Here is a 20,698-nt window from a genome sequence, read left to right on the forward strand (position 1 = left end):
CATGTCGGGTACAGCGGTCTTAACCAAAATACTTGATATTCGTGAGAAAGAGAAAAAGGATGCGCAAATTGCCTATCGTAAATCGGTTGATACTTTCGAAGAGGTAGCAACGGAACTGTTTGAATTGCTTCGAAAAAAAGAGGCAGTAGAAACATCCTATGAAGAAGCACTTACATCAAGTATGCACTTAAATTTTATCCAAGACCAACTTGCTTATATCGAAACCTTGGAAACTAAAATAACTGAATTACAGAAAAAGGTTAGTCTTGCTAGAACGAACATGGAAACAAAACAACAAGTTTTATCCGATGCACATGTTGAAACAAAAAAGTTTGAAAAAATAATCGAGTTTCGAACAAGTGAAGAGTTAGATAGAGTTAAAAAAGCGGAAGATTCTTTTATGAATGAAATATCCATTCAACAATATCTTAGTCACAGATAATAGGTGAGTAAAATGGCAAAACAAAAGTTAATAGAAGAAAAAGAGAAAATGAATCCGTTTCTGTGGTTTCTATTTGCCATCGTTATACCGGTTATTATTGCAATAACACTTACAATAATTGTTTTTGCTGTGGCGGGTGTTGATGTAGTAGATTGGGCAAAGAAAACTGGAAATAATATTCCGGTTCTTTCCTCGGTAATTACAACAGACGATGAAGCAAGAGAATTAGAAAAAGAGGATAATGTTCAAGTAAGTATAGAAACGAAAGATACAGAAATCGAACAATTAAATCAAGAAAAGTTAAGTTTAGAAGGAACAATTGAAAAACTAGAACAAAAAATCACCAAGCTTGAAAGAGACTTGGATGTTGCTAATCAACAACCAGAGGATACCAAAAATACGGTGAAACAAATATCTAGTTCATTCACTAAAATGAAAAGTGAACAAGCTGCTTTGATATTAGAACAACTGGATACAGATACTGCATTTACTATTTTAAGTGAGATGTCAAACGAGGATCGTGGTCTTGTCATGGAAAATATGGATCCTGAAAAAGCAGCAAATATAGCCCAGCGCTTTATTAAATCAAATTAAACTAGGGTTATCTTCTTACACTTGAGAGGAGGTGAAATATTGAATACGATAGGAATGTTTGTCCAAACAATGGCGACAGTAGCAGGAATTACATCGATGAAACATGATATAAAAACAGGTGAAGCAAACTTAGTATTTTCTCAGTTACTTCAACAACTGGGGATTGAACCAAGTGAACTTTTACAAGGCAATTCAGGGGAAATAAATAATTTGCTTGAAATTGTTGCTAACACGGAGGATGAAACTGTAGATACAGAAGTCCCTAGTTTTAATCAAGCTGAATCTAATTTAGAGCAATTATTATTCGAGGGATTACTACTAAATCCTGAACTACAACAAGTTTTACAACCACTTTTAGATAATCGGCAAGTTGAATATAAAACCCTAGATAATATGAAACAGCAACTTGCAGATATTTTTACTAAATTTAATAATCTACTATCTGAGATAAAGAATGTCGATGAAGTACGGAAGGTTGCACCGAAAATCCTAGAGCTTTTAAAACAGTGGACGGCAGTAGAAAACCAGATAGTTCGAACTACTGGTCTTCAAGAAGGTGAAACTGAAGCCACCAATTTAAAAGTAAATCAGGTATGGAAAGAAATTCTGTTAACCTATCAGAATCGAAATAAATTAACTACAAAACAACTCTATCAAAGTGAATCACAAGTAACTTCAAGGGATGTTGTTAAGTGGATTGAAAATGCCTTACAAAATCAGCAAGTAAACATTAATAATACAGCTCAGGTTCAAGGTGTAGATTTCCAAAGTAATATGTCATTACCTAAATTAGAACAATATGTCATTTTTATTAATCAAAATCAAGGTGGACAGGCTGTTGAAAGTAAATTGATTGAACAGTTTCAACAAGTAGTGAAAACTAGTAAGTTTTTATCTATGCCTAATGGTGTTAATCAAATGTCCATCGCATTACGACCTGAAAATCTTGGGGAAATGATGGTTCGCCTTATAGAAATAAATGGTGAAATGACAGTGAAAATAGTTGTTTCATCACAGGCTGCTAAAGAAATGCTTGAATCAAATATCAATCAACTAAGACATATGTTTTCACCACAGCAAGTTGTTATTGAAAGACAGGATTTAGGTGCTGGTCAAGGTCAGAGTCAGACTAAAGAGAGTGATGAACAATCACTATATAACCAAGACCAAAATCAAAGTCAATCAGATGAATCAGGCCACCATGAACAAAAGCATAATGAAAACGATTTTGAAGCACATCTAGATGAGTTGCTTCAAAGTGTGAAAGTGTAGGTGAGGACAAATGACATCAATAGATCCAACATTGTATCTCAAAAATCAAACTAATATTAGAGTGCCAAGTAATGAACTTGGGAAAGATGAATTTTTGAAAATACTGATGACCCAAATACAAAACCAGGATCCGACCAATCCAATGGAGGATCGTGAATTCATATCTCAACTTGCTCAGTTTTCATCATTAGAACAAATGATGAATATGTCAGGTGCAATCCAGGATTTAGTAATAAATCAAACGATCAATCCTATTATCCAATATAGCCATATGATTGGAAAAACAGTTTCCTACCAAAGTTTTGACAAAGAGACTGGGGAACTAATTGGTATACAAACGAGTGAAGTGGTCTCTGTTAGCCAAAGCGAGGGTTATGCGGTTCTTGAGTTAACAAATGGTGAAAAAGTATATGCAGATTTCATTCTAGAAGTGAAAGCATCTGACGGGAATCAAGAGGAAGAAGATAAAGACGAAGAGCAGCTAGACGTAGATAAAGAAAACGGGTCTGAATAAAGGAAGTGAAGTGAATGGATCATAGAATCCATCAGGTGCCTAGTCAGCATGCCTTACAGTTCCCGGCATTACAAAATCCTAAAACTACTCAACCTAGTCTAGACTTTAAAACAATATTACAAGAAGAGCAGGAACTAAAGGTTAGTAAGCATGCAAGTGATAGATTAATCGAAAGAAATATACACTTAAATGACGAGCAGTGGAAATTAATTAATGAGAAGGTAACAGAGGCAAAACAAAAAGGAGTTATTGACTCACTTGTTGTAATGAATAATGCCGCTTTACTTGTAAGTGCAAAGAATCACACTGTGGTGACAGCCATGAATTTAGAAGAAGCTTCTAACAGAATCTTTACGAATATTAATGGAACGATTTTAATTAATGAATAGGCTGGACCCTTATGGGAGGCCAAAGCTGTTGACCGATTGATGCAGCTAACTTATAACCGAAAAAAGGGGAGAAATAAAATGCTACGTTCAATGTATGCAGGTATTTCCGGAATGAAAAACTTCCAAACAAAATTAGATGTTATTGGTAACAATATTGCTAACGTAAATACTTCAGGATTTAAAAAAGGTCGCGTGACTTTCCAAGATATGATGAGTCAAATGACTTCAGGTGCTCAAGGGCCATCTGCAACACGAGGTGGGGTTAACCCTGCACAAGTTGGATTAGGTTCACAACTTGGATCTATTGATAATATTCATACACAAGGATTTCGTCAAACTACTAACAGTGCATTAGATTTTGCACTAGAGGGAGATGGAATGTTTGTCGTGAAAGATGGCGATTCAACATTTTTTACACGTGCTGGTAACTTTTATTTAGATGAAGATGGTTTCATCGTTAATCCACAGGGTTTTTATTTACAAGGTCTTAATGATAGAAGTGCTGATAACTCTGGAGATTTTAGAATACAAATTCCAAACGATGCACAAAGCTTTAGCGTGCAAACAGATGGAACAGTGAACTTTGTTGACGCTGATGGTAATCCGGATGTAGCAGGTCAAATTGCCTTAGCGAATTTCTCAAACCCAGCAGGTCTAGAAAAAGCAGGTGGTAACCTGTTCTTGAACAGTGCAAACGCTGGATTAAATCCAGTCTATGTAGCTCCTGAATCTGATGGTACTGCTAAAGTGGTCAGTGGTGCACTAGAAATGTCCAACGTTGACCTAGCAGAAGAGTTCACTGAAATGATTACCGCGCAACGTGGATTTCAAGCCAATACTAGAATTATTACAACATCTGATGAAATCCTACAAGAGCTTGTAAACTTAAAACGATAATAAGGAGGTTGTTGATGTCTCGGTCTATTCCTTCGAGTAACTGAGACATCTTCTTCCAAATTTATGATAAAACTTAAACGTTTAAATGGAGATCCATTTACATTAAATGCATTTATGATTGAACAAATACAATCCTATCCCGATACGACTATTACACTTATTAATGGTAAAAAAGTTGTTGTTAAAGATTCAGAAGAGGAAGTTGTTGAACGTATAACATCCTTTTATCAACGGGTAGGAATTGTACATTCACTAAGTGAGGTGGAGAATTCAAGTGAATAAATTTTTAAAAGTAACGCTTTTATCTTTAGTAATTATTATTTTAATTGGTGCTGTAGCGGCAGTTATCGTTATAAATGTATTAGACAAGAAGAACGAAAACGGTGAGCCTTCGATTGACGAAATTATTGAGTATTCTTATCAAACACCTGAAATCACTACTGATTTAAGTGATGGAAGTTTTGTGCGGATTCAGTTTCAAATTGTGACGGATAATAAAGATGCTAAAGAAGAAATTGAGAAACGTGAATTCCAAGTAAAAAACATTCTTATTAAGGAATTAGCAACAATGGATGAAGAAGCTTTTAAATCTGGACTTACTAATGTAGAAGATATCCTTAAAGTAGAGCTTAATAAAGTCATGACAGAGGGATCCATTATTGATGTCTATACAATCAGTAAAATCTTACAGTAATAAAAATTACTCGCGTGTGGAGGTGAGTATCTTTGGCAGATGAAGTTCTTTCGCAGAATGAAATCGATGCCCTTTTATCGGCATTAACAACTGGAGATATGGATGCAGAAGAATTAAAAAAGGAAGAAAATGAAAAAAGAGTTCGCGTGTATGATTTCAAACGAGCACTTAGATTTTCAAAAGATCAAATCCGAAGTATTGGAAGGATTCATGAAAATTTTGCTCGAGTATTAACAACCTTATTTTCTTCCCAACTTAGAACCTATGTAAATATATCGGTTGCATCAGTCGACCAAATTCCATATGAAGAATTTATCAGGTCTATACCGAAAGTTACGGTATTAAATCTCTATAATGTTGCACCACTTCATGGAAGAATTATTATGGAAGTTAATCCGAATATTGCCTATGGTATGCTTGATCGATTATTAGGTGGTAGAGGGGATTCTATAAATAAAATTGATAAACTAACAGAGATTGAAACAATATTGATCTCACAATTATTTGAAAAAACTACCATTAGTTTGAAAGAAGCATGGTCCTCGATTATTTCAATAGAGCCAGAATTAGAGGAAATGGAAATCAATCCACAATTTTTACAAATGGTATCCCCTAATGAAACAGTTGTTGTGGTGTCACTTAATACTGCTATTGGTGAAATAACTGGTATGATTAATATTTGTATTCCTCATATTGTATTAGAACCAATTATCTCTAGACTCTCCGTACAATATTGGATGCAAACTACAACCAATAAGGAGGACCCAGAGGCTGCTGAAAAGTTAGAAAAAAGCATTGAAAAAGTGCAGGTGGATGCAAAAGCAATACTTGGTGAAACATTTATCAATATTGAACAGTTTTTAAATTTGCGTACTAATGATGTTATTGCGTTAAATCAACCAATTGAGGAACCTTTATTATTGAAAATAAATGATGAACCTAAATTCCATGTTCAGCCTGGAAAATACAAGAATAAACAATCTGTTCAGGTGTTGGAAGAATTAAAGGGAGGAGTTGAACTATGATGAGTAATGGAATGCTTTCCCAGGATGAGATAGATGCTCTATTAAAAGTAGGTGCAGATGACGATTCTGATGATAATCAAAGTGAGCAAATAGTAGAAACTCTAAATATGAGTGATTACCTATCAACAATTGAAATTGACACGCTAGGTGAAATTGGAAACATTTCATTTGGAAGTTCTGCAACAACACTTTCCACGCTTTTAAATCAAAAAGTTGAAATTACAACACCAAATTTAGAAATTATTACTAATCAGCAAAGAGATGAAACTTTTGATTTTGAATTTGTCAGTATTCAAGTAAATTATGTGGAAGGCTTTACTGGAAAAAATGTTTTAATCATCAAGAAAGATGATGCAGCAGTAATTTCCGATATTATGCTAGGTGGAACAGGACAGGGTCCATTCGGTGAATTAAATGAAATTCATTTAAGTGCAGTTCAGGAAGCAATGAACCAAATGATGGGGGCTGCGGCAACAAGTATGTCAACTGTCTTTGAAAAAAGAGTTGATATTTCACCACCGTCCATTTCACAAACAAGTTTAGTTGATGGTACTGATAATTCTATGGAGGAAGTTTGTGTTAAAGTATCTTTTCAATTAAAAGTTGGAAATTTAATTGATTCTAATATTATGCAATTAATGCCAGTTCAATTTGCAAAAAACTTGGTTGATGAATTACAGCGTTTAAATCAAGAGAGTCAAATAGAATCGGCAATTACAGTCGATACATTGGACAACACTTCTATGCACTATGAGGAAGCTCGACCACAATCTGACATGATGGAACAAACACATGCTTACAATCAATCACAACCAGTTAGAGCAAATGGACCTCAATTCGTAGGGAATACGACTAGTCATAATAACACAGTGATTCAAGAGGCAGAGTTCTCTAACTTCGAACCACAGGTACCTAGTACTAGTCAACATCAAAATCTGGATCTATTACTAGATATTCCACTTAAGGTAACGGTTGAATTAGGTAGAACGAAGCGTAGTGTGAAAGATATATTGGAATTAACCTCAGGTTCCATTATCGAACTTGATAAACTTGCAGGGGAACCGGTTGATATATTAGTAAATGAAAAATTAATTGCTCAAGGTGAAGTAGTTGTTATCGATGAGAATTTTGGTGTTCGAGTGACGGATATTATTAGTCAGTCTGATCGACTTTTGAAACTGAAATAAACAAACTAGGAGGAATTGGACATGAGTAAACGTATTTTAATTGTAGACGATGCGGCTTTTATGCGAATGATGATTAAGGATATTTTAACAAAAAATGGATTTGACGTTGTTGGAGAAGCACAAGATGGTATGCAAGCAGTTGAATTATATAGAGAATTAACACCAGATTTGGTAACCATGGATATTACCATGCCTGAGATGGATGGAATTACTGCGCTTAAGAATATTAGAGAAATAAATCCGAATGCTAAAGTTATTATGTGTTCTGCAATGGGGCAACAGGCAATGGTTATTGATGCAATTCAAACTGGCGCTAAGGACTTTATTGTAAAACCTTTTCAAGCAGACCGTGTAATAGAAGCTATCCAGAAAGCCTTGGATTAAGAAACGAGTGAGTAAGTTGCGTAAGAAAACTGTTTTGGGGATACTTCTTAGTTTAATACTGTTCTTAATGGTTTCCCCTTTTTATGTTTATGCTGAAGGCGACACAGTTAAAGACATGTTTGAAAATGGTGATAACGAAGACAAGAAACAAGAAACAATTGAACCGGAAGATAATGAAAATTCTATTACTCCTGAAGGTGTAGAAGAAACTATATCAGGAGATGAAGAATTAAACAACGGTTCCTTAGTTCTTGATTTAATTAAAATGGTCTTTGCTTTATTCTTGATACTTGCACTTATATATTTATTGCTTAAATTTTTAAATAAACGTAATAAGATATTTAATCAAGTTAAGGCATTAGAAAACCTTGGTGGTATTGCAGTCGGACCTAGTAAATCGATACAGATTGTTCGTGTTGGCAATAAGATATATTTAATTGGAGTGGGTGAGAATGTCCAACTTCTTGAAGAAATAAAAGATGAGGATATGAAAGAGGAAATTATTAAAAGCTATGGGGAACAGCCAGAATTTAAACCTGAGAATATCCTATCTTTATTCCAGCGTAAATCGAACCAAGATAATAATTCTAATGTGAATTTTAAAAACCTATTTTCGAACGAACTAGAAAAGTTAAAGCAGAACAGAAAAAATCTTATGAATAAGCATACCGAGAAGGAAGATAGACATGAATGAATTTATCGATATGTTTTCTAGTTCAGATCCAACGAATGTCTCAACATCAATAAAATTAATATTACTTTTAACAGTTTTCTCATTAGCGCCTGGTATTTTAATCTTAATGACGAGCTTTACGAGAATAATTATTGTCTTGTCATTTGTTAGAACATCACTAGCAACTCAGCAAATGCCACCAAATCAAGTACTAATTGGATTAGCACTTTTTTTAACATTTTTTATAATGGCACCAACCTTTAATGAGGTTTATGAAGAGGGGTTACAGCCCTTATTTAATGAAGAAATTACACTTGATGAGGCTTATGACAGTGCAAGTGCTCCGATGAAGGAATTTATGGCTGAACATACAAGACAAAAGGATTTAGCATTATTCTTGAGTTATGCGGAAATAGAACCACCTGAAAGTATACAAGATATACCACTAACCGCATTAGTTCCAGCATTTGCAATTAGTGAATTGAAGACTGCCTTTCAAATGGGATTTATGATTTTCATTCCATTTTTAATTATTGATATGGCAGTTGCAAGTATTCTCATGTCAATGGGGATGATGATGTTACCACCAGTAATGATCTCATTACCATTTAAAATATTGCTGTTCGTTATGGTAGATGGTTGGTATTTAATTACACATTCACTACTTTCAGGATTTTGACAAGTTTAGGTAAAAGGAGGGTGTTATGAGTTGAGTAGTGAATTTGTTTTAGCGTTAGCCCAAAAAGGGATTTATACAGTACTACTTATAACTGGCCCACTGCTAATTTTAGCCCTCGCAGTTGGATTACTGGTAAGTATTTTTCAAGCAACTACACAGATTCAGGAACAGACCCTTGCCTTTATTCCTAAAATTGTAGCTGTGCTGGTTGGTATAATATTTTTCGGACCGTGGATGTTATCAACAATTGTAGAATTTACAGCTGATATCTTTCAAAACTTAAATCGGTTTGCAGGGTAAACTATGTTAGAGTTAATTAATATTAATAGCTTACCGATTTTTTTACTTATTTTGGTGCGTGTACTAGGTTTCTTTGTTACGATGCCATTATTTTCTTATCGTACCATTCCGTTACCATTTCGAATGGGAATCAGTGTCTTTTTGGCTTTCATTATTTTATATACTGTTGATTCATCTGCAATTGTGATCGATGAAATGTATTTTTTTCTCCTCATCAAAGAGGTTCTTGTTGGGGTATTAGTAGGACTTATAGGTTATATCATCATTTCAGCTATTCAAGTAGCTGGAGGATTTATTGATTTCCAAATGGGTTTTGCAATCGCGAATGTAATGGACCCGCAAACAGGTGCACAAAGTCCGCTTACTGGACAATATCTCTATATTATTGCGTTATTATTTTTATTATCGGTTGATGGCCATCATTTGTTAATAGATGGGATTGTAAATAGTTACACGTTTATTCCAATAGATGCATTTATTCCTTTTCATGATGGAAATATTGCGGAGTTTGTTATAAATGTATTCAATAATATGTTTCTGATAGCTTTTCAAATATCAATTCCAATTGTTGGGTGTTTGTTTTTAGTTGATGTTGCTTTAGGTATTATTTCTAGGGCCGTACCACAGCTTAATGTGTTTGTTGTTGGACTTCCTTTGAAAATTTTGGTTAGTTTCATTGCTATTTTAGTCTTTTTAAGTCTTTATATCATTCTTGCTAAGAATTTATTCAGTGCCATGTTTTCAGGAATGCAAGGAATAATGAAACTGTTTGGAGGTGCTTAAGTCTTGCAATTAAAGTTGGATTTGCAATATTTTGCAGGAGAAAAAACAGAAAAAGCAACTCCCAAACGTAGAAATGACGAACGAAAAAAAGGTAGAGTAGCAAAAAGTCAAGATGTCAATACAGCATTTTTATTATTGTTTGTACTAATAGTTATGGCGGTATTTGGCAGCTTTATCAAGGATAATATGCTTGGATTATTTCAGCATACATTTACCGAATTCATTAACTGGGAACTAACAGAAAAAACAGTTTTTCAAATCTTTTTGGAAAGTATACTAGAGTTTGCGAAAATCGTTGGACCAATTATGCTAATTGCAATGATAGCTGGTGTAGCGTCGAACTTAATGCAAGTTGGATTTATGTTTACAACAGAATCCTTGAAATTTGATTTAAAAAAAATTGATCCAATTCAAGGTGCAAAACGTATTTTTTCAATACGAGCACTTGTTGAATTGCTCAAGTCATTATTGAAAATTGTTATTATCGGTGCGGTCACCTTTATAGTCATTTGGATATACAAGGATGAGATGTTAATGATCGCCTTTAAAGATGTAGATAATGTATTAGTATTTTTCGGAAGAGTTACATTAATTATGGGAATAGCAGCTATTATAGCTTTACTATTCTTGGCAGTATTTGATTATGCGTATCAGCGGTTTGATTTTGAAAAAAATATCCGTATGTCTAAACAAGATATTCGGGATGAATATAAAAATGTCGAAGGAGATCCTTTGATTAAATCTAAAATTAAAGAAAAACAACGACAAATAGCAATGCGCCGTATGATGAGTGAGATTCCAAATGCGGATGTTGTAATTACCAACCCGACGCACTTTGCTATTGCTATTAAATACGATGAAAACAAAGCAAGTGCACCTTATGTAGTCGCAAAGGGTGTAGATTCTATTGCTTTTAAAATAAGAGAAATTGCTAAAGCAAATAATGTAACACAAGTTGAAAATAGACCATTAGCAAGATCACTTTATGCCTCTGTTGAGATTGGTGAGGCAATTCCAGAAGAATTCTATCAAGCAGTAGCTGAGGTACTTGCTTATGTATATCGAATGGAGAAAAAAGTTTAGATGTTCAAAAAGTATCCTCCATTTTGAACATGAATTTTAAGCAGGTAAGGAGAGACATCCATGAAAGCCCGTGATTTATCCGTTTTAATTGGTGTAATTTTAGTCATTGTCATGTTAGTTATCCCGTTACCTGGATGGCTTTTAAGTTTATTTATTCTTATCAATATTATCCTTTCACTGATTGTACTGTTGGTTTCTATGAATACTCAGGAACCATTACAATTTTCTGTCTTTCCTACGTTAATACTATTATTAACGTTATTTAGGCTTGCGTTAAATGTTTCCACTACGAGGTCCATACTAAGTGAAGCAGATGCAGGTGGGGTTGTAGAAACATTTGGTACATTTGTAATTGGTGATAATCCTTTGGTAGGTTTCGTTGTATTTATTATTCTTGTTATTATTAACTTTTTAGTTATTACCAAAGGTTCCGAACGGGTATCTGAAGTTGCAGCTAGATTCTCACTAGATGCAATGCCTGGTAAGCAAATGAGCATCGATGCAGACTTGAATGCTGGGCTTATATCTGAGCATGAAGCAAAAGAAAGACGAAAAAAAGTGGAGAATGAAGCGGACTTTCATGGTTCCATGGATGGTGCTAGTAAATTTGTAAAGGGAGATGCAATAGCTGGGATAATAATCGTTATAATTAATATTATTTTCGGTCTAATCATCGGAATGACTCAAATGGGTTTTTCTTTTGGTGAGGCAATTGACACGTATATGAGATTAACTGTAGGGGATGGATTAGTAAGTCAAATTCCAGCATTATTAATGTCAACTGCTACAGGGATCGTGGTAACTCGGAGTTCTGCAACAGGTAATAATTTAGGTACAGATGTTTCTCAACAATTATTACAGTATCCGAAGTTATTATTTATTGCAGCGGGTACAATATTCCTACTAGGCTTGACACCTATTAACTTTTTCTTAACTTCAACGATTGCCGGTATACTAGCCCTAGCAGGATATTTAATCTTGCAAAAACAGAAACAACCTGTGGTTAAAGATGAAGAAGAGGAAGAACAAGCGGAAGGTACTGCAATGAAGACCCAAGAAAATGTAATCAATTTATTAAGTATGGATCCAATTGAATTTGAATTTGGCTATGCACTTATTCCGTTAGTGGATACGAAACAAGGTGGGGACTTACTTGATAGAGTGATCATGATTCGAAGGCAATTAGCAATTGAGCTAGGAATCGTTATTCCAGTTGTTCGTATTCGTGATAATATCCAATTGAATCCAAATGAATATCGTTTAAAGGTTAAGGGAAATGAGGTTGCTACCGGTGAAATCCTTTTAGATCATTATCTAGCGATGACGCCAGATATGGATAATGATTTAATTGACGGAATCGAGACGATGGAGCCCGCATTTGGACTTCCTGCTAAATGGATTAGTGAAGATAATAAAGATGAGGCAGAACTATCTGGATATACAGTTGTTGATCCACCGTCTGTAGTATCTACACATATTACTGAGATTATAAAACGTCATGCACACACATTACTTGGAAGACAAGAAACTAAAGAACTTGTCGATCACTTGAAAGAAAATTATCCGATTTTGGTGGAAGAAGTTACTCCAGATCCACTTTCGATAGGGGATATCCAAAAAGTATTGGCCAAGTTGTTACGAGAAAATGTTTCTGTCCGTAATTTGCCAATTATATTTGAGACACTAGCTGATTTTAGTAAATTAACAAATGATCCTGAACTATTAGGCGAATATGTGAGACAAGCCCTTTCTTCCCAATTAACAAAACAGTATGCTAACGAGGATAATTCAATGAAAGTTATCACTGTTTCTGGGAAGGTTGAAAAGAAAATTGCAGAAAGTGTTCAAACTACAGAACATGGAAATTATTTAGCTTTAGACCCAGAAACACAGCAAGTAATTATAAAATCAATCAATGAAGAAGTAGAAAAATTAACGTTGCAGGAAGAGAATGCGATTGTTTTATGTTCACCTGCAATTCGAATGTATTTAAAACAACTACTGGATCGCTTCTTACCTCAAGTAATTGTTTTATCGTATAACGAGTTAGAACCAACTGTACAAGTACAAAGTGTTGGAGTGGTGAATGTAGCATGAAGGTAAAAAAATATACTGCACCTACAATGCCAGAGGCTATGAATCAAATACGGAAAGAACTAGGGGCTGACGCAGTTATCCTTAGTTCCAAAGAAATCCAAGAAGGTGGCTTCTTAGGATTCTTTAAGAAGAAAAAAATTGAAGTGATTGCAGCACTTGACCCGAATCCGCTACCTAAGAAACATATGACAACTAAAGTAGTACAAACAGATCAAATTGGTGATAAAAAACAAAAAAATGGGATAATTGATGCCGAAATAATAAATGAAATGAAATCGATGCGACGCATTTTAGAACAACAGTCCATACAGGGCAATCGTTCTAAATTCGCCCCTGACTATCAGGTCATCTATCAATACTTACTAGACCAAGAAATAGCTGATGATATTTCAACTAATATAATGGAAAGTATCATGAAAAAACATGAAAAAAATAATATCTCACCAAATCAATCAATAATTATACAAGATGTTAAACGAGAAATAGAAGCACAGTTAAATAATCTTTCATTTCAAGGTATATCTACTTCAGCAAAAGTGGTTCATTTTGTGGGACCAACTGGAGTAGGAAAGACAACAACACTTGCTAAGGTTGCCGCAAAGTCTATACTACAAGACAAGAGAAAGGTTGCCTTTATTACAATGGATACGTATCGTATCGCAGCTATTGAACAATTAAAAACATACGCAAAAATTTTGGACAGCCCTGTAGAGGTCGTCTATTCATTAGACGACTATCATAATGCAATAGAAAAGCTAAAAGACTATGACTTATTATTAGTTGATACAGCGGGTAGGAATTATCGGGACGAGCAGTATGTAAAAGAGTTAACAAATAATATTGTTGATAAGGAAAATGTAGAAAATTATTTGGTTCTGTCTTTAACAGCTAAGCCACGAGATATAAACGATATCTATCACAGTTTTCGTCATATCAATATTAAAAGTGTAATATTTACTAAAATAGACGAGACAAGACAATACGGAAGTCTACTTAATATACCTTTATCTCACCAAAAAGGAATTGCTTATATAACAAACGGCCAAGAAGTTCCTGATAATATTGTTGAACCGACAAAAGAGATGATTAGTAATTATATAGTGGGTGATTTAATTGACTCATGATCAAGCAGAAAGTTTACGAAGAAAGATTGAATCGAATAAAAACACAAAGCATGCTAAAACAATTTCTTTTGTTAGTGGTAAGGGCGGAGTAGGAAAAACTAATATTGCTGTTAACTTTTCTTTAGAATTATGCAAGCAAGGGCAAAGAGTATTATTAGTTGATCTTGATATTGGTATGGGTAATGTGGATATTCTACTAGGTTTGCAAGCCAAAAAAACAATTATTGATATGTTAGAGGCCAAATTACCTATTTATGATATTATGGAAGTAGGTCCAAATAACCTGAAATACATTGCAGGGGGATCCGGACTCTCGACAATATTTTCTGTTGATCAACAGAAAATGAACTATTTTCTAATGCAATATGAAGAAGTTGTCCAACAATTTGACTATATAATTTTTGATATGGGTGCAGGAGCGACACATGCAAGTATTGATTTTGTACTTGCTTCTGATGAATGTATTGTTGTGACAACACCTGAACCAACATCTATAACGGATGCTTACAGCATGATTAAGTTTATTGTTGGATTCAAAAACACAATACCGATATATGTAGTTCTAAATCGGTCTAACAATGTGAAAAAAGGGTTAAATACCGTCAATCGATTCCAAAAGCTTATTACCCAGTTTTTAGGAGTTGACATCAAATGTCTTGGGGTACTTCCAGAAGATAAGGCTGTGACATCAGCAGTTATTAAACAAGCACCATTTGTAATGGAGAACAATAAATCAAATATTGCTAAAGCAATAAAACAATTATCTGAAAACTATCAAGAAAGACAAGTTAAAACTAATGTAAAAGAATCTTCTACATTTGTTGAAAGACTAAAAGGTCTTCTAAGCAACAGAGGAAGGTGAGGAAATGACTCCCATTCGTGTAATTGTAATTGATGATTCAGCTTTTATGCGAAAAATGATTACAGATATATTAGAAACTGATAACCGTATTCAAGTTATTGCAACAGCAAGGAATGGGGCAGACGGTTTAAAGAAAATCAAAGAGCTTTCACCTGATGTAGTTACATTGGATGTTGAAATGCCTATTATGGATGGTATTACAGCTTTACAACGTATTATGGAAGAAAATCCATTACCAGTTGTCATGTTGTCCAGCCTCACGAAGGAAGGGACTAGTAATACTGTGCAGGCAATTACAAACGGTGCAGTAGACTTTATTGCAAAACCGTCTGGATCTATATCACTTGATATTGCAACAATTGAAAAAGAAATAATTAATAAAGTGATTGCTGCATCTCTTGTTAATCTTTCGGAGACAAAGGTTAGTGTACATTCACCTAAAATAGAAAAAGCAAAACTAAGGCATCCAAACACACTAGTTCTCATTGGTGCATCAACCGGTGGGCCTAGAGCACTACAACGACTTTTACTCGATTTACCCGAAGACTATACGTGCCCAACTTTAATTGTTCAACATATGCCCGCGGGTTTTACAAAGTCACTTGCTGAACGATTAAATAATCTCTCTCATTTACATATTAAAGAAGCGGTACATGGTGAGATTATTAAAGATAGGACAGTCTATATCGCACCAGGAAACTATCATATGAAAATTAGAAGAGTTGGTACAGCTCATGCAATTGAACTTACACAAGAAGCAGATAGGGGAGGCCATAGGCCAGCGGTGGATGTAATGTTAGAATCAGCTGCTAATCTATCTACAGTTAATAAACTTGTAGTCATTCTTACAGGAATGGGAAGTGACGGTTCCAAAGGAATTGAAACCTTAAAGCAAACGGATCCAGGACTAATTGTATTAGCTGAGTCAGAGGAATCGGCAGTTATTAATGGTATGCCAAAGGCAGCAGTGAAAACAAATATTGTAAATTATATTGTTCATTTACATCAAATGGGCGAAATGATTCATGGACTTACCAACAAATCCGGGGGGTTGTAGATATGGATACAACACAATATTTAGACGTTTTTATAGATGAAAGTAATGAACATATCGAAGCACTATACCAAAAATTACTAGAATTAGAGAAAAACCCTAATGAGAAAGCAATAATTGAAGATATTTTTAGATCTGCTCATACGTTAAAAGGCATGTCAGCAACAATGGGGTACAATGATTTGGCGACATTAACTCATACACTTGAAAATGTTTTTGATGCTATTCGATATGACAGGGTTCACGTTCAATCGGAGATGATTGATTTACTAGTTGAAACGGTGGATCATCTAAATACTATGGTAGAAGACATTGCGAGTGGTGGAAATGGTTCTCTTAATATTTCCGATGTAGCAAAACAATTGGAAATGCTAGAAAAGAGACAGCTAAATGTGGTAGCGGATTCGACTTCAGAGCAAGAGAAAGGGTTTATTAATACATCTAGTACATTTACTGATATTGATGAATTTGAACTTTCTATTTTAAATGAGTCACATGAACGTGGTTTCCAAAACTATGAAATTACTGTACAACTTAGGGAGGATTGCTTATTAAAAGGTGCTCGCGTATTTATGGTATTTGAAGTACTCGAACACCTCGGTGAAGTGATTAAATCGGTTCCATCAGTAAGTAATCTTGAAGAAGAAAATTTCGATTATACTTTTTCTGTTATTCTCGTATCGAATCAAAATTCAAAGGAAATTACTGAAAAGATTAAAAAGGTTTCAGAAATTGATTCTGTTCAAATCAATCCTTTCTCCGTTACAAACTATAGAGTATCAAAAGAAAGTAAATCGGCTGTAAAAGAAAATGTTGATAACCCGATTAATAAAGAAGGGCCCAAAACAAAGGAACAACAAGAACATAGTAAAAATCAACACAAAACAATTCGTGTAAATATCGAAAAACTAGATGTTCTGATGAATCTTTTTGAGGAACTTATTATCGATCGTGGTCGCTTAGAACAAATTTCTTCAGATTTAAAAAATGCTGATTTACAGGAATCTGTTGAACGGATGACAAGAGTATCGAGCGACTTGCAAAATATTATTTTGACTATGCGGATGGTGCCAATTGACCAAGTGTTTAGTAGATTTCCAAGAATGGTTCGTAAATTGGCTCGAGATTTAAATAAAGAGGTAGATATAGAAATTATTGGTGCGAATACCGAACTCGATAGAACAGTAATTGATGAAATTGGGGATCCAATTGTACATCTTCTACGTAACGCAATTGACCATGGGATTGAGACACCAGAGGAAAGAATGCAAAAAGGAAAGCCAGAAAAAGGAACAATTAAATTAAAGGCTTATCATAGTGGTAATCATGTATTTATTGAAATAGAAGATGATGGAGCAGGGATTAATAAAGAAAAAGTATTATCAAAAGCTCTTGCGAATGATTTATTAACAGAACGTGAAAGTGAAGCTCTAACAGAACAACAGATTTTTGAATTAATTATGGAAAGTGGTTTTTCTACGGCGGATAAAATTTCAGATATCTCAGGTAGAGGTGTGGGACTAGATGTGGTGAAGAATACTATTGAATCTCTAGGTGGTAGTATTTCGATAGATTCAGAACTTGAGAAAGGTTCCATATTCTCTGTTCAGTTACCATTGACATTGACCATTATATCCGTACTGTTAGTGGAATTAAATAAAGAAAAATATGCAATACCATTGTCATCAATAATTGAAACAGCCATTGTTTCAAGGGAACAAATCTTTTCAGCACACCATAAGAAAGTTATTGACTTTAGAGGTAAAGTTGTACCAATTGTAAACTTAAAAGATGTATTTGGTATTCCAAACACAAATGTCGATGAAGAATATACTTCGATTGTAATTGTGAAAAAAGGAGAAAAAATGGCAGCCCTTGTAGTAGACTCATTTATTGGGCAGCAAGAAGTTGTTCTAAAATCTTTAGGGTCTTACTTGAGCAACATTTTTGCAATCTCTGGTGCAACAATTCTTGGAGATGGTCAAGTCGCACTAATTATTGATAGTAATGCAATCATTAAATAAGGTAGTGAATCTAAGGGGGAAACGATAATGAGTTTTGAAACAGCAACTGAAAAAAAGGTTATTGTATTTCAATTAAAAGATGAGGAATTTGCAGTATCTGTTCAACAAATAGGTTCAATCGAGCGAATTCAAACGATTACAAGAGTTCCTAACACCGCAAAATTTGTAAAAGGCGTTATTAACTTAAGAGGAATTGTAACACCAATTATCGATCTTCGTTCACGTTTAGGAATTGAAGAGACGGATTACAATGAGTCAACACGAATTATCATCGTGTATCTTGATGATATGGAAGTTGGTTTAATCGTGGATGCTGCAAATGATGTAATTGATATATCAACGGACATCATTGAGCCTGCCCCTGAAGTGATTGGTGTAGTAAATCAGGATTATATTGAAGGGGTTGCAAAACTTGAGAAACGCTTACTAATTTTATTAGACCTTAGAAGGATATTAACAACTGAGGAAATTAGTGAGTTAAAAACTGTAGAAGGTCAATAATATGAACTATCAACAATTTTCCAGTATTCAACTGGATGCACTAAAGGAAATAGGAAATATTGGAGCGGGTAACGCTGCTACATCAATGTCTGGGCTTATTCAAAAAAAAGTTGATATGGAAGTTCCCAGCATTGAAATCGTAGCATTTGATGATGTGATGGAGATGGTTGGTGGTCCGGACCAACTTATTGTAGGAATTCTATTTCAAATACATGGGAAAGCACCAGGAATGGTTTACTTATTGTTTACCTTAGAAGAGGCTGAATCTTTGGTAAAACAAATGACCAATATGGATGGAATATCATTTACACCGGATGGTGAACAGAACGAGCTTGCTTTATCCGCTCTACAAGAAGCAGGGAACATATTAGCAGGTTCTTATCTGTCTGCACTTTCTGATTTCACCAACATTAATATGCAACCATCTGTTCCGCATTTAAGTGTGGATATGGCAGGGGCAATTTTGACTGTTGGATTACTTCAAATATCTGAAGTTTACGATTTTGCTATCATAATTAATACTAAAATTAATGATACTGAGGATAATAATCAAGGTATAAATGGACAACTATTACTTCTGCCATCACCAGAATCGTTCACGAAAATATTTCAGGCACTAGGGATTCAGGGAAAATGAATAATTATCAACACGAACAGTCGATAGTAAAAGTTGGAATTGCAGATTTAAATGTAGTGAACGCCCCTGATATTATCCGGACATCAGGATTGGGCTCTTGTGTAGGTGTTGTCCTATACAATACTCATAAGGAAATTGCTGGCATGGCACATGTTATGTTACCCGACTCAAATCTGGGCAAACAAGCTTCATTAAATCGATATAAATACGCAGATACTGCAATTGATATATTAGTTGAAATGCTTAATAAAAAAGGCATAAGAACATCATTGTTAAAAGCAAAATTAGCAGGTGGTGCTCAAATGTTTCAAATCAATACTGCTAATGACATCATGAGAATCGGCAAAAGAAACGTAGAAGCAGTTTTGCAAAAATTAGAGGAATACAATATTCCGGTTGAGTCATCAGACGTTGGAGGCAATTACGGAAGAACAATAGAATTCGACCCCAAAACAGGACAACTAAAAATAAGAACAATCACAAAAGGTGAGCATTTTATATAAACTGAAAGCGTTATATATCGAGCGGTTTGCAATTGTTTTAAAAAAGGTTTAATAAAAAACTCTGGCGGTCTGGATATGTATTCACCAGTAGATGCTTCCCTGTGTTCGAAAGTAAAAGCGGAGTCTATTAGGATCTCATATGTAACCAGCAAGCAATACATTCATCAAACTAAACTAAAAAACAGGACAGAGAGGAGCAATTCATTTGGGAACCAAAATCTCTCCTCTAGAGCAAGAATTATGGAATAAATGGAAAAATCATCAAGATAATGATGCAGCAAATCAACTAATTCAACAATACATGTACCTCGTAAATTATCATGTAGAAAGATCGATGAGTCATTTACCAAGTAGTGTCATAAAAGACGACATTAAAAGTTTAGGATTATTTGGTTTATATGATGCTCTTCAAAAGTTCGATCTTGGTCGTGATTTAAAATTTGATACGTATGCTTCCTTTAGAATTCGGGGTGCCATTATTGATGGTTTACGAAAAGAAGATTGGTTACCACGATCAATTCGGGAAAAAACAAAAAAGATTGAAAAAACCACGCAAGAATTGATTCAGATATATCAACGTGAACCTACTTCAGAGGAAATAGCTAAAGCTTTAGGAATGCCTGTACAAGAAGTAGAGACTCATGTTCAAGATGCAGTATTTGCTAATATGCTTTCTATTGAAGAAAAGCCAAAAGATGGTTCAAACCAACACAAAGAAGGGATTGGGTATTCCATTCCCGATGACACTAGTATTCAACCAGATGCTCATATTGTTAGAAAGGAACAATATAAGGAACTGGCAGGAAGTATAAAAGAACTAAAAGAAAATGAGCAAATGATTATCAGTCTATTCTATCAAGATGGGCTAACATTTACAGAAATTGGCCAAGTACTCGGGCTGACTACATCAAGAATCTCACAAATTCATAAAAAAGCGATTTTCAAATTACGAAACGAACTTCAAAAGGCTCTATAATTCT

25 protein-coding genes are annotated in these 20,698 nt (G+C 34.6%); all 25 read left to right on the forward strand.

The window, feature by feature from the left end; all coding sequences use genetic code 11:
- Position 1 precedes the first annotated feature (1 nt).
- Entirely contained in the window at positions 2 to 442 is a 441-nt protein-coding gene (fliJ, locus tag K332_RS0103090) for a flagellar export protein FliJ (RefSeq protein WP_026906120.1), read from the forward strand.
- Positions 443 to 454: 12 nt separating this feature from the next.
- Positions 455 to 1,036, forward strand: a complete 582-nt coding sequence (locus K332_RS0103095) for a MotE family protein (RefSeq protein WP_026906121.1) — start codon at positions 455 to 457, stop codon at positions 1,034 to 1,036.
- A 39-nt stretch (positions 1,037 to 1,075) separates the two neighbouring features.
- Positions 1,076 to 2,308: a flagellar hook-length control protein FliK gene (locus K332_RS0103100; RefSeq protein ID WP_026906122.1), complete on the forward strand. Its 1,233-nt coding sequence runs from the start codon at positions 1,076 to 1,078 to the stop codon at positions 2,306 to 2,308.
- Positions 2,309 to 2,318: 10 nt separating this feature from the next.
- Positions 2,319 to 2,822: a flagellar hook assembly protein FlgD gene (gene flgD / locus K332_RS21875; protein WP_036687889.1), complete on the forward strand. Its 504-nt coding sequence runs from the start codon at positions 2,319 to 2,321 to the stop codon at positions 2,820 to 2,822.
- A 14-nt stretch (positions 2,823 to 2,836) separates the two neighbouring features.
- Complete coding sequence (locus tag K332_RS0103110) at positions 2,837 to 3,211, forward strand: TIGR02530 family flagellar biosynthesis protein (RefSeq protein WP_026906123.1); 375 nt, start codon at positions 2,837 to 2,839, stop codon at positions 3,209 to 3,211.
- Between the two features lie 78 nt (positions 3,212 to 3,289).
- Positions 3,290 to 4,108 (forward strand): flagellar basal body rod protein FlgG, encoded by an 819-nt coding sequence (flgG, locus tag K332_RS0103115; RefSeq protein WP_026906124.1) that lies wholly within the window; start codon positions 3,290 to 3,292, stop codon positions 4,106 to 4,108.
- Between the two features lie 63 nt (positions 4,109 to 4,171).
- Entirely contained in the window at positions 4,172 to 4,390 is a 219-nt protein-coding gene (locus K332_RS0103120) for a flagellar FlbD family protein (RefSeq protein ID WP_026906125.1), read from the forward strand.
- A complete protein-coding gene (gene fliL, locus K332_RS0103125; protein WP_026906126.1) occupies positions 4,383 to 4,802 on the forward strand; it encodes a flagellar basal body-associated protein FliL in 420 nt (139 codons plus the stop codon). Before K332_RS0103120 ends, fliL begins: the two co-directional genes overlap by 8 nt.
- 32 nt (positions 4,803 to 4,834) lie before the next feature.
- Positions 4,835 to 5,827, forward strand: coding sequence for a flagellar motor switch protein FliM (gene fliM, locus K332_RS0103130; protein ID WP_026906127.1), 993 nt, complete (start codon positions 4,835 to 4,837; stop codon positions 5,825 to 5,827).
- Positions 5,824 to 7,014, forward strand: coding sequence for a flagellar motor switch phosphatase FliY (fliY, locus tag K332_RS0103135; RefSeq protein WP_026906128.1), 1,191 nt, complete (start codon positions 5,824 to 5,826; stop codon positions 7,012 to 7,014). The genes fliM and fliY overlap by 4 nt, the downstream gene beginning before the upstream one ends.
- A gap of 21 nt (positions 7,015 to 7,035) precedes the next feature.
- Positions 7,036 to 7,398 carry a response regulator gene (locus K332_RS0103140; protein ID WP_026906129.1) on the forward strand — a complete coding sequence of 121 codons (363 nt, stop codon included), beginning with the start codon at positions 7,036 to 7,038 and terminating at the stop codon, positions 7,396 to 7,398.
- Positions 7,399 to 7,405: 7 nt separating this feature from the next.
- Positions 7,406 to 8,092, forward strand: coding sequence for a flagellar biosynthetic protein FliO (gene fliO / locus K332_RS0103145; RefSeq protein WP_245604622.1), 687 nt, complete (start codon positions 7,406 to 7,408; stop codon positions 8,090 to 8,092).
- Positions 8,085 to 8,750 (forward strand): flagellar type III secretion system pore protein FliP, encoded by a 666-nt coding sequence (gene fliP / locus K332_RS0103150; protein ID WP_026906131.1) that lies wholly within the window; start codon positions 8,085 to 8,087, stop codon positions 8,748 to 8,750. The genes fliO and fliP overlap by 8 nt, the downstream gene beginning before the upstream one ends.
- A gap of 30 nt (positions 8,751 to 8,780) precedes the next feature.
- On the forward strand, positions 8,781 to 9,050 hold the full coding sequence (gene fliQ / locus K332_RS0103155) for a flagellar biosynthesis protein FliQ (RefSeq protein ID WP_026906132.1): 270 nt from the start codon (positions 8,781 to 8,783) through the stop codon (positions 9,048 to 9,050).
- 3 nt (positions 9,051 to 9,053) lie between these two features.
- On the forward strand, positions 9,054 to 9,833 hold the full coding sequence (fliR, locus tag K332_RS0103160; RefSeq protein ID WP_026906133.1) for a flagellar biosynthetic protein FliR: 780 nt from the start codon (positions 9,054 to 9,056) through the stop codon (positions 9,831 to 9,833).
- Between the two features lie 3 nt (positions 9,834 to 9,836).
- Positions 9,837 to 10,916, forward strand: coding sequence for a flagellar biosynthesis protein FlhB (gene flhB, locus K332_RS0103165; RefSeq protein WP_026906134.1), 1,080 nt, complete (start codon positions 9,837 to 9,839; stop codon positions 10,914 to 10,916).
- Positions 10,917 to 10,976: 60 nt separating this feature from the next.
- Positions 10,977 to 13,013, forward strand: coding sequence for a flagellar biosynthesis protein FlhA (flhA, locus tag K332_RS0103170; protein WP_026906135.1), 2,037 nt, complete (start codon positions 10,977 to 10,979; stop codon positions 13,011 to 13,013).
- Complete coding sequence (gene flhF / locus K332_RS0103175; RefSeq protein WP_026906136.1) at positions 13,010 to 14,137, forward strand: flagellar biosynthesis GTPase FlhF; 1,128 nt, start codon at positions 13,010 to 13,012, stop codon at positions 14,135 to 14,137. Before flhA ends, flhF begins: the two co-directional genes overlap by 4 nt.
- The gene (locus tag K332_RS0103180) at positions 14,127 to 14,999 is read left to right on the forward strand and encodes a MinD/ParA family protein (protein ID WP_026906137.1); all 873 of its coding nucleotides are present in this window, start codon (positions 14,127 to 14,129) and stop codon (positions 14,997 to 14,999) included. The genes flhF and K332_RS0103180 overlap by 11 nt, the downstream gene beginning before the upstream one ends.
- 4 nt (positions 15,000 to 15,003) lie before the next feature.
- Entirely contained in the window at positions 15,004 to 16,056 is a 1,053-nt protein-coding gene (locus tag K332_RS0103185; protein ID WP_026906138.1) for a protein-glutamate methylesterase/protein-glutamine glutaminase, read from the forward strand.
- A gap of 2 nt (positions 16,057 to 16,058) precedes the next feature.
- Positions 16,059 to 18,077: a chemotaxis protein CheA gene (locus tag K332_RS0103190; protein WP_026906139.1), complete on the forward strand. Its 2,019-nt coding sequence runs from the start codon at positions 16,059 to 16,061 to the stop codon at positions 18,075 to 18,077.
- A 27-nt stretch (positions 18,078 to 18,104) separates the two neighbouring features.
- On the forward strand, positions 18,105 to 18,578 hold the full coding sequence (locus K332_RS0103195) for a chemotaxis protein CheW (protein ID WP_026906140.1): 474 nt from the start codon (positions 18,105 to 18,107) through the stop codon (positions 18,576 to 18,578).
- 1 nt (position 18,579) lies between these two features.
- Positions 18,580 to 19,215, forward strand: a complete 636-nt coding sequence (locus K332_RS0103200; protein ID WP_026906141.1) for a chemotaxis protein CheC — start codon at positions 18,580 to 18,582, stop codon at positions 19,213 to 19,215.
- Positions 19,212 to 19,718 carry a chemotaxis protein CheD gene (locus K332_RS0103205; RefSeq protein ID WP_026906142.1) on the forward strand — a complete coding sequence of 169 codons (507 nt, stop codon included), beginning with the start codon at positions 19,212 to 19,214 and terminating at the stop codon, positions 19,716 to 19,718. The genes K332_RS0103200 and K332_RS0103205 overlap by 4 nt, the downstream gene beginning before the upstream one ends.
- 205 nt (positions 19,719 to 19,923) lie before the next feature.
- Entirely contained in the window at positions 19,924 to 20,694 is a 771-nt protein-coding gene (locus K332_RS0103210; protein ID WP_026906143.1) for a FliA/WhiG family RNA polymerase sigma factor, read from the forward strand.
- Positions 20,695 to 20,698: the final 4 nt, after the last annotated feature.

The organism is Paucisalibacillus globulus DSM 18846 (assembly GCF_000482485.1).
In the GTDB taxonomy this organism is placed as follows: domain Bacteria; phylum Bacillota; class Bacilli; order Bacillales; family Amphibacillaceae; genus Ornithinibacillus; species Ornithinibacillus globulus.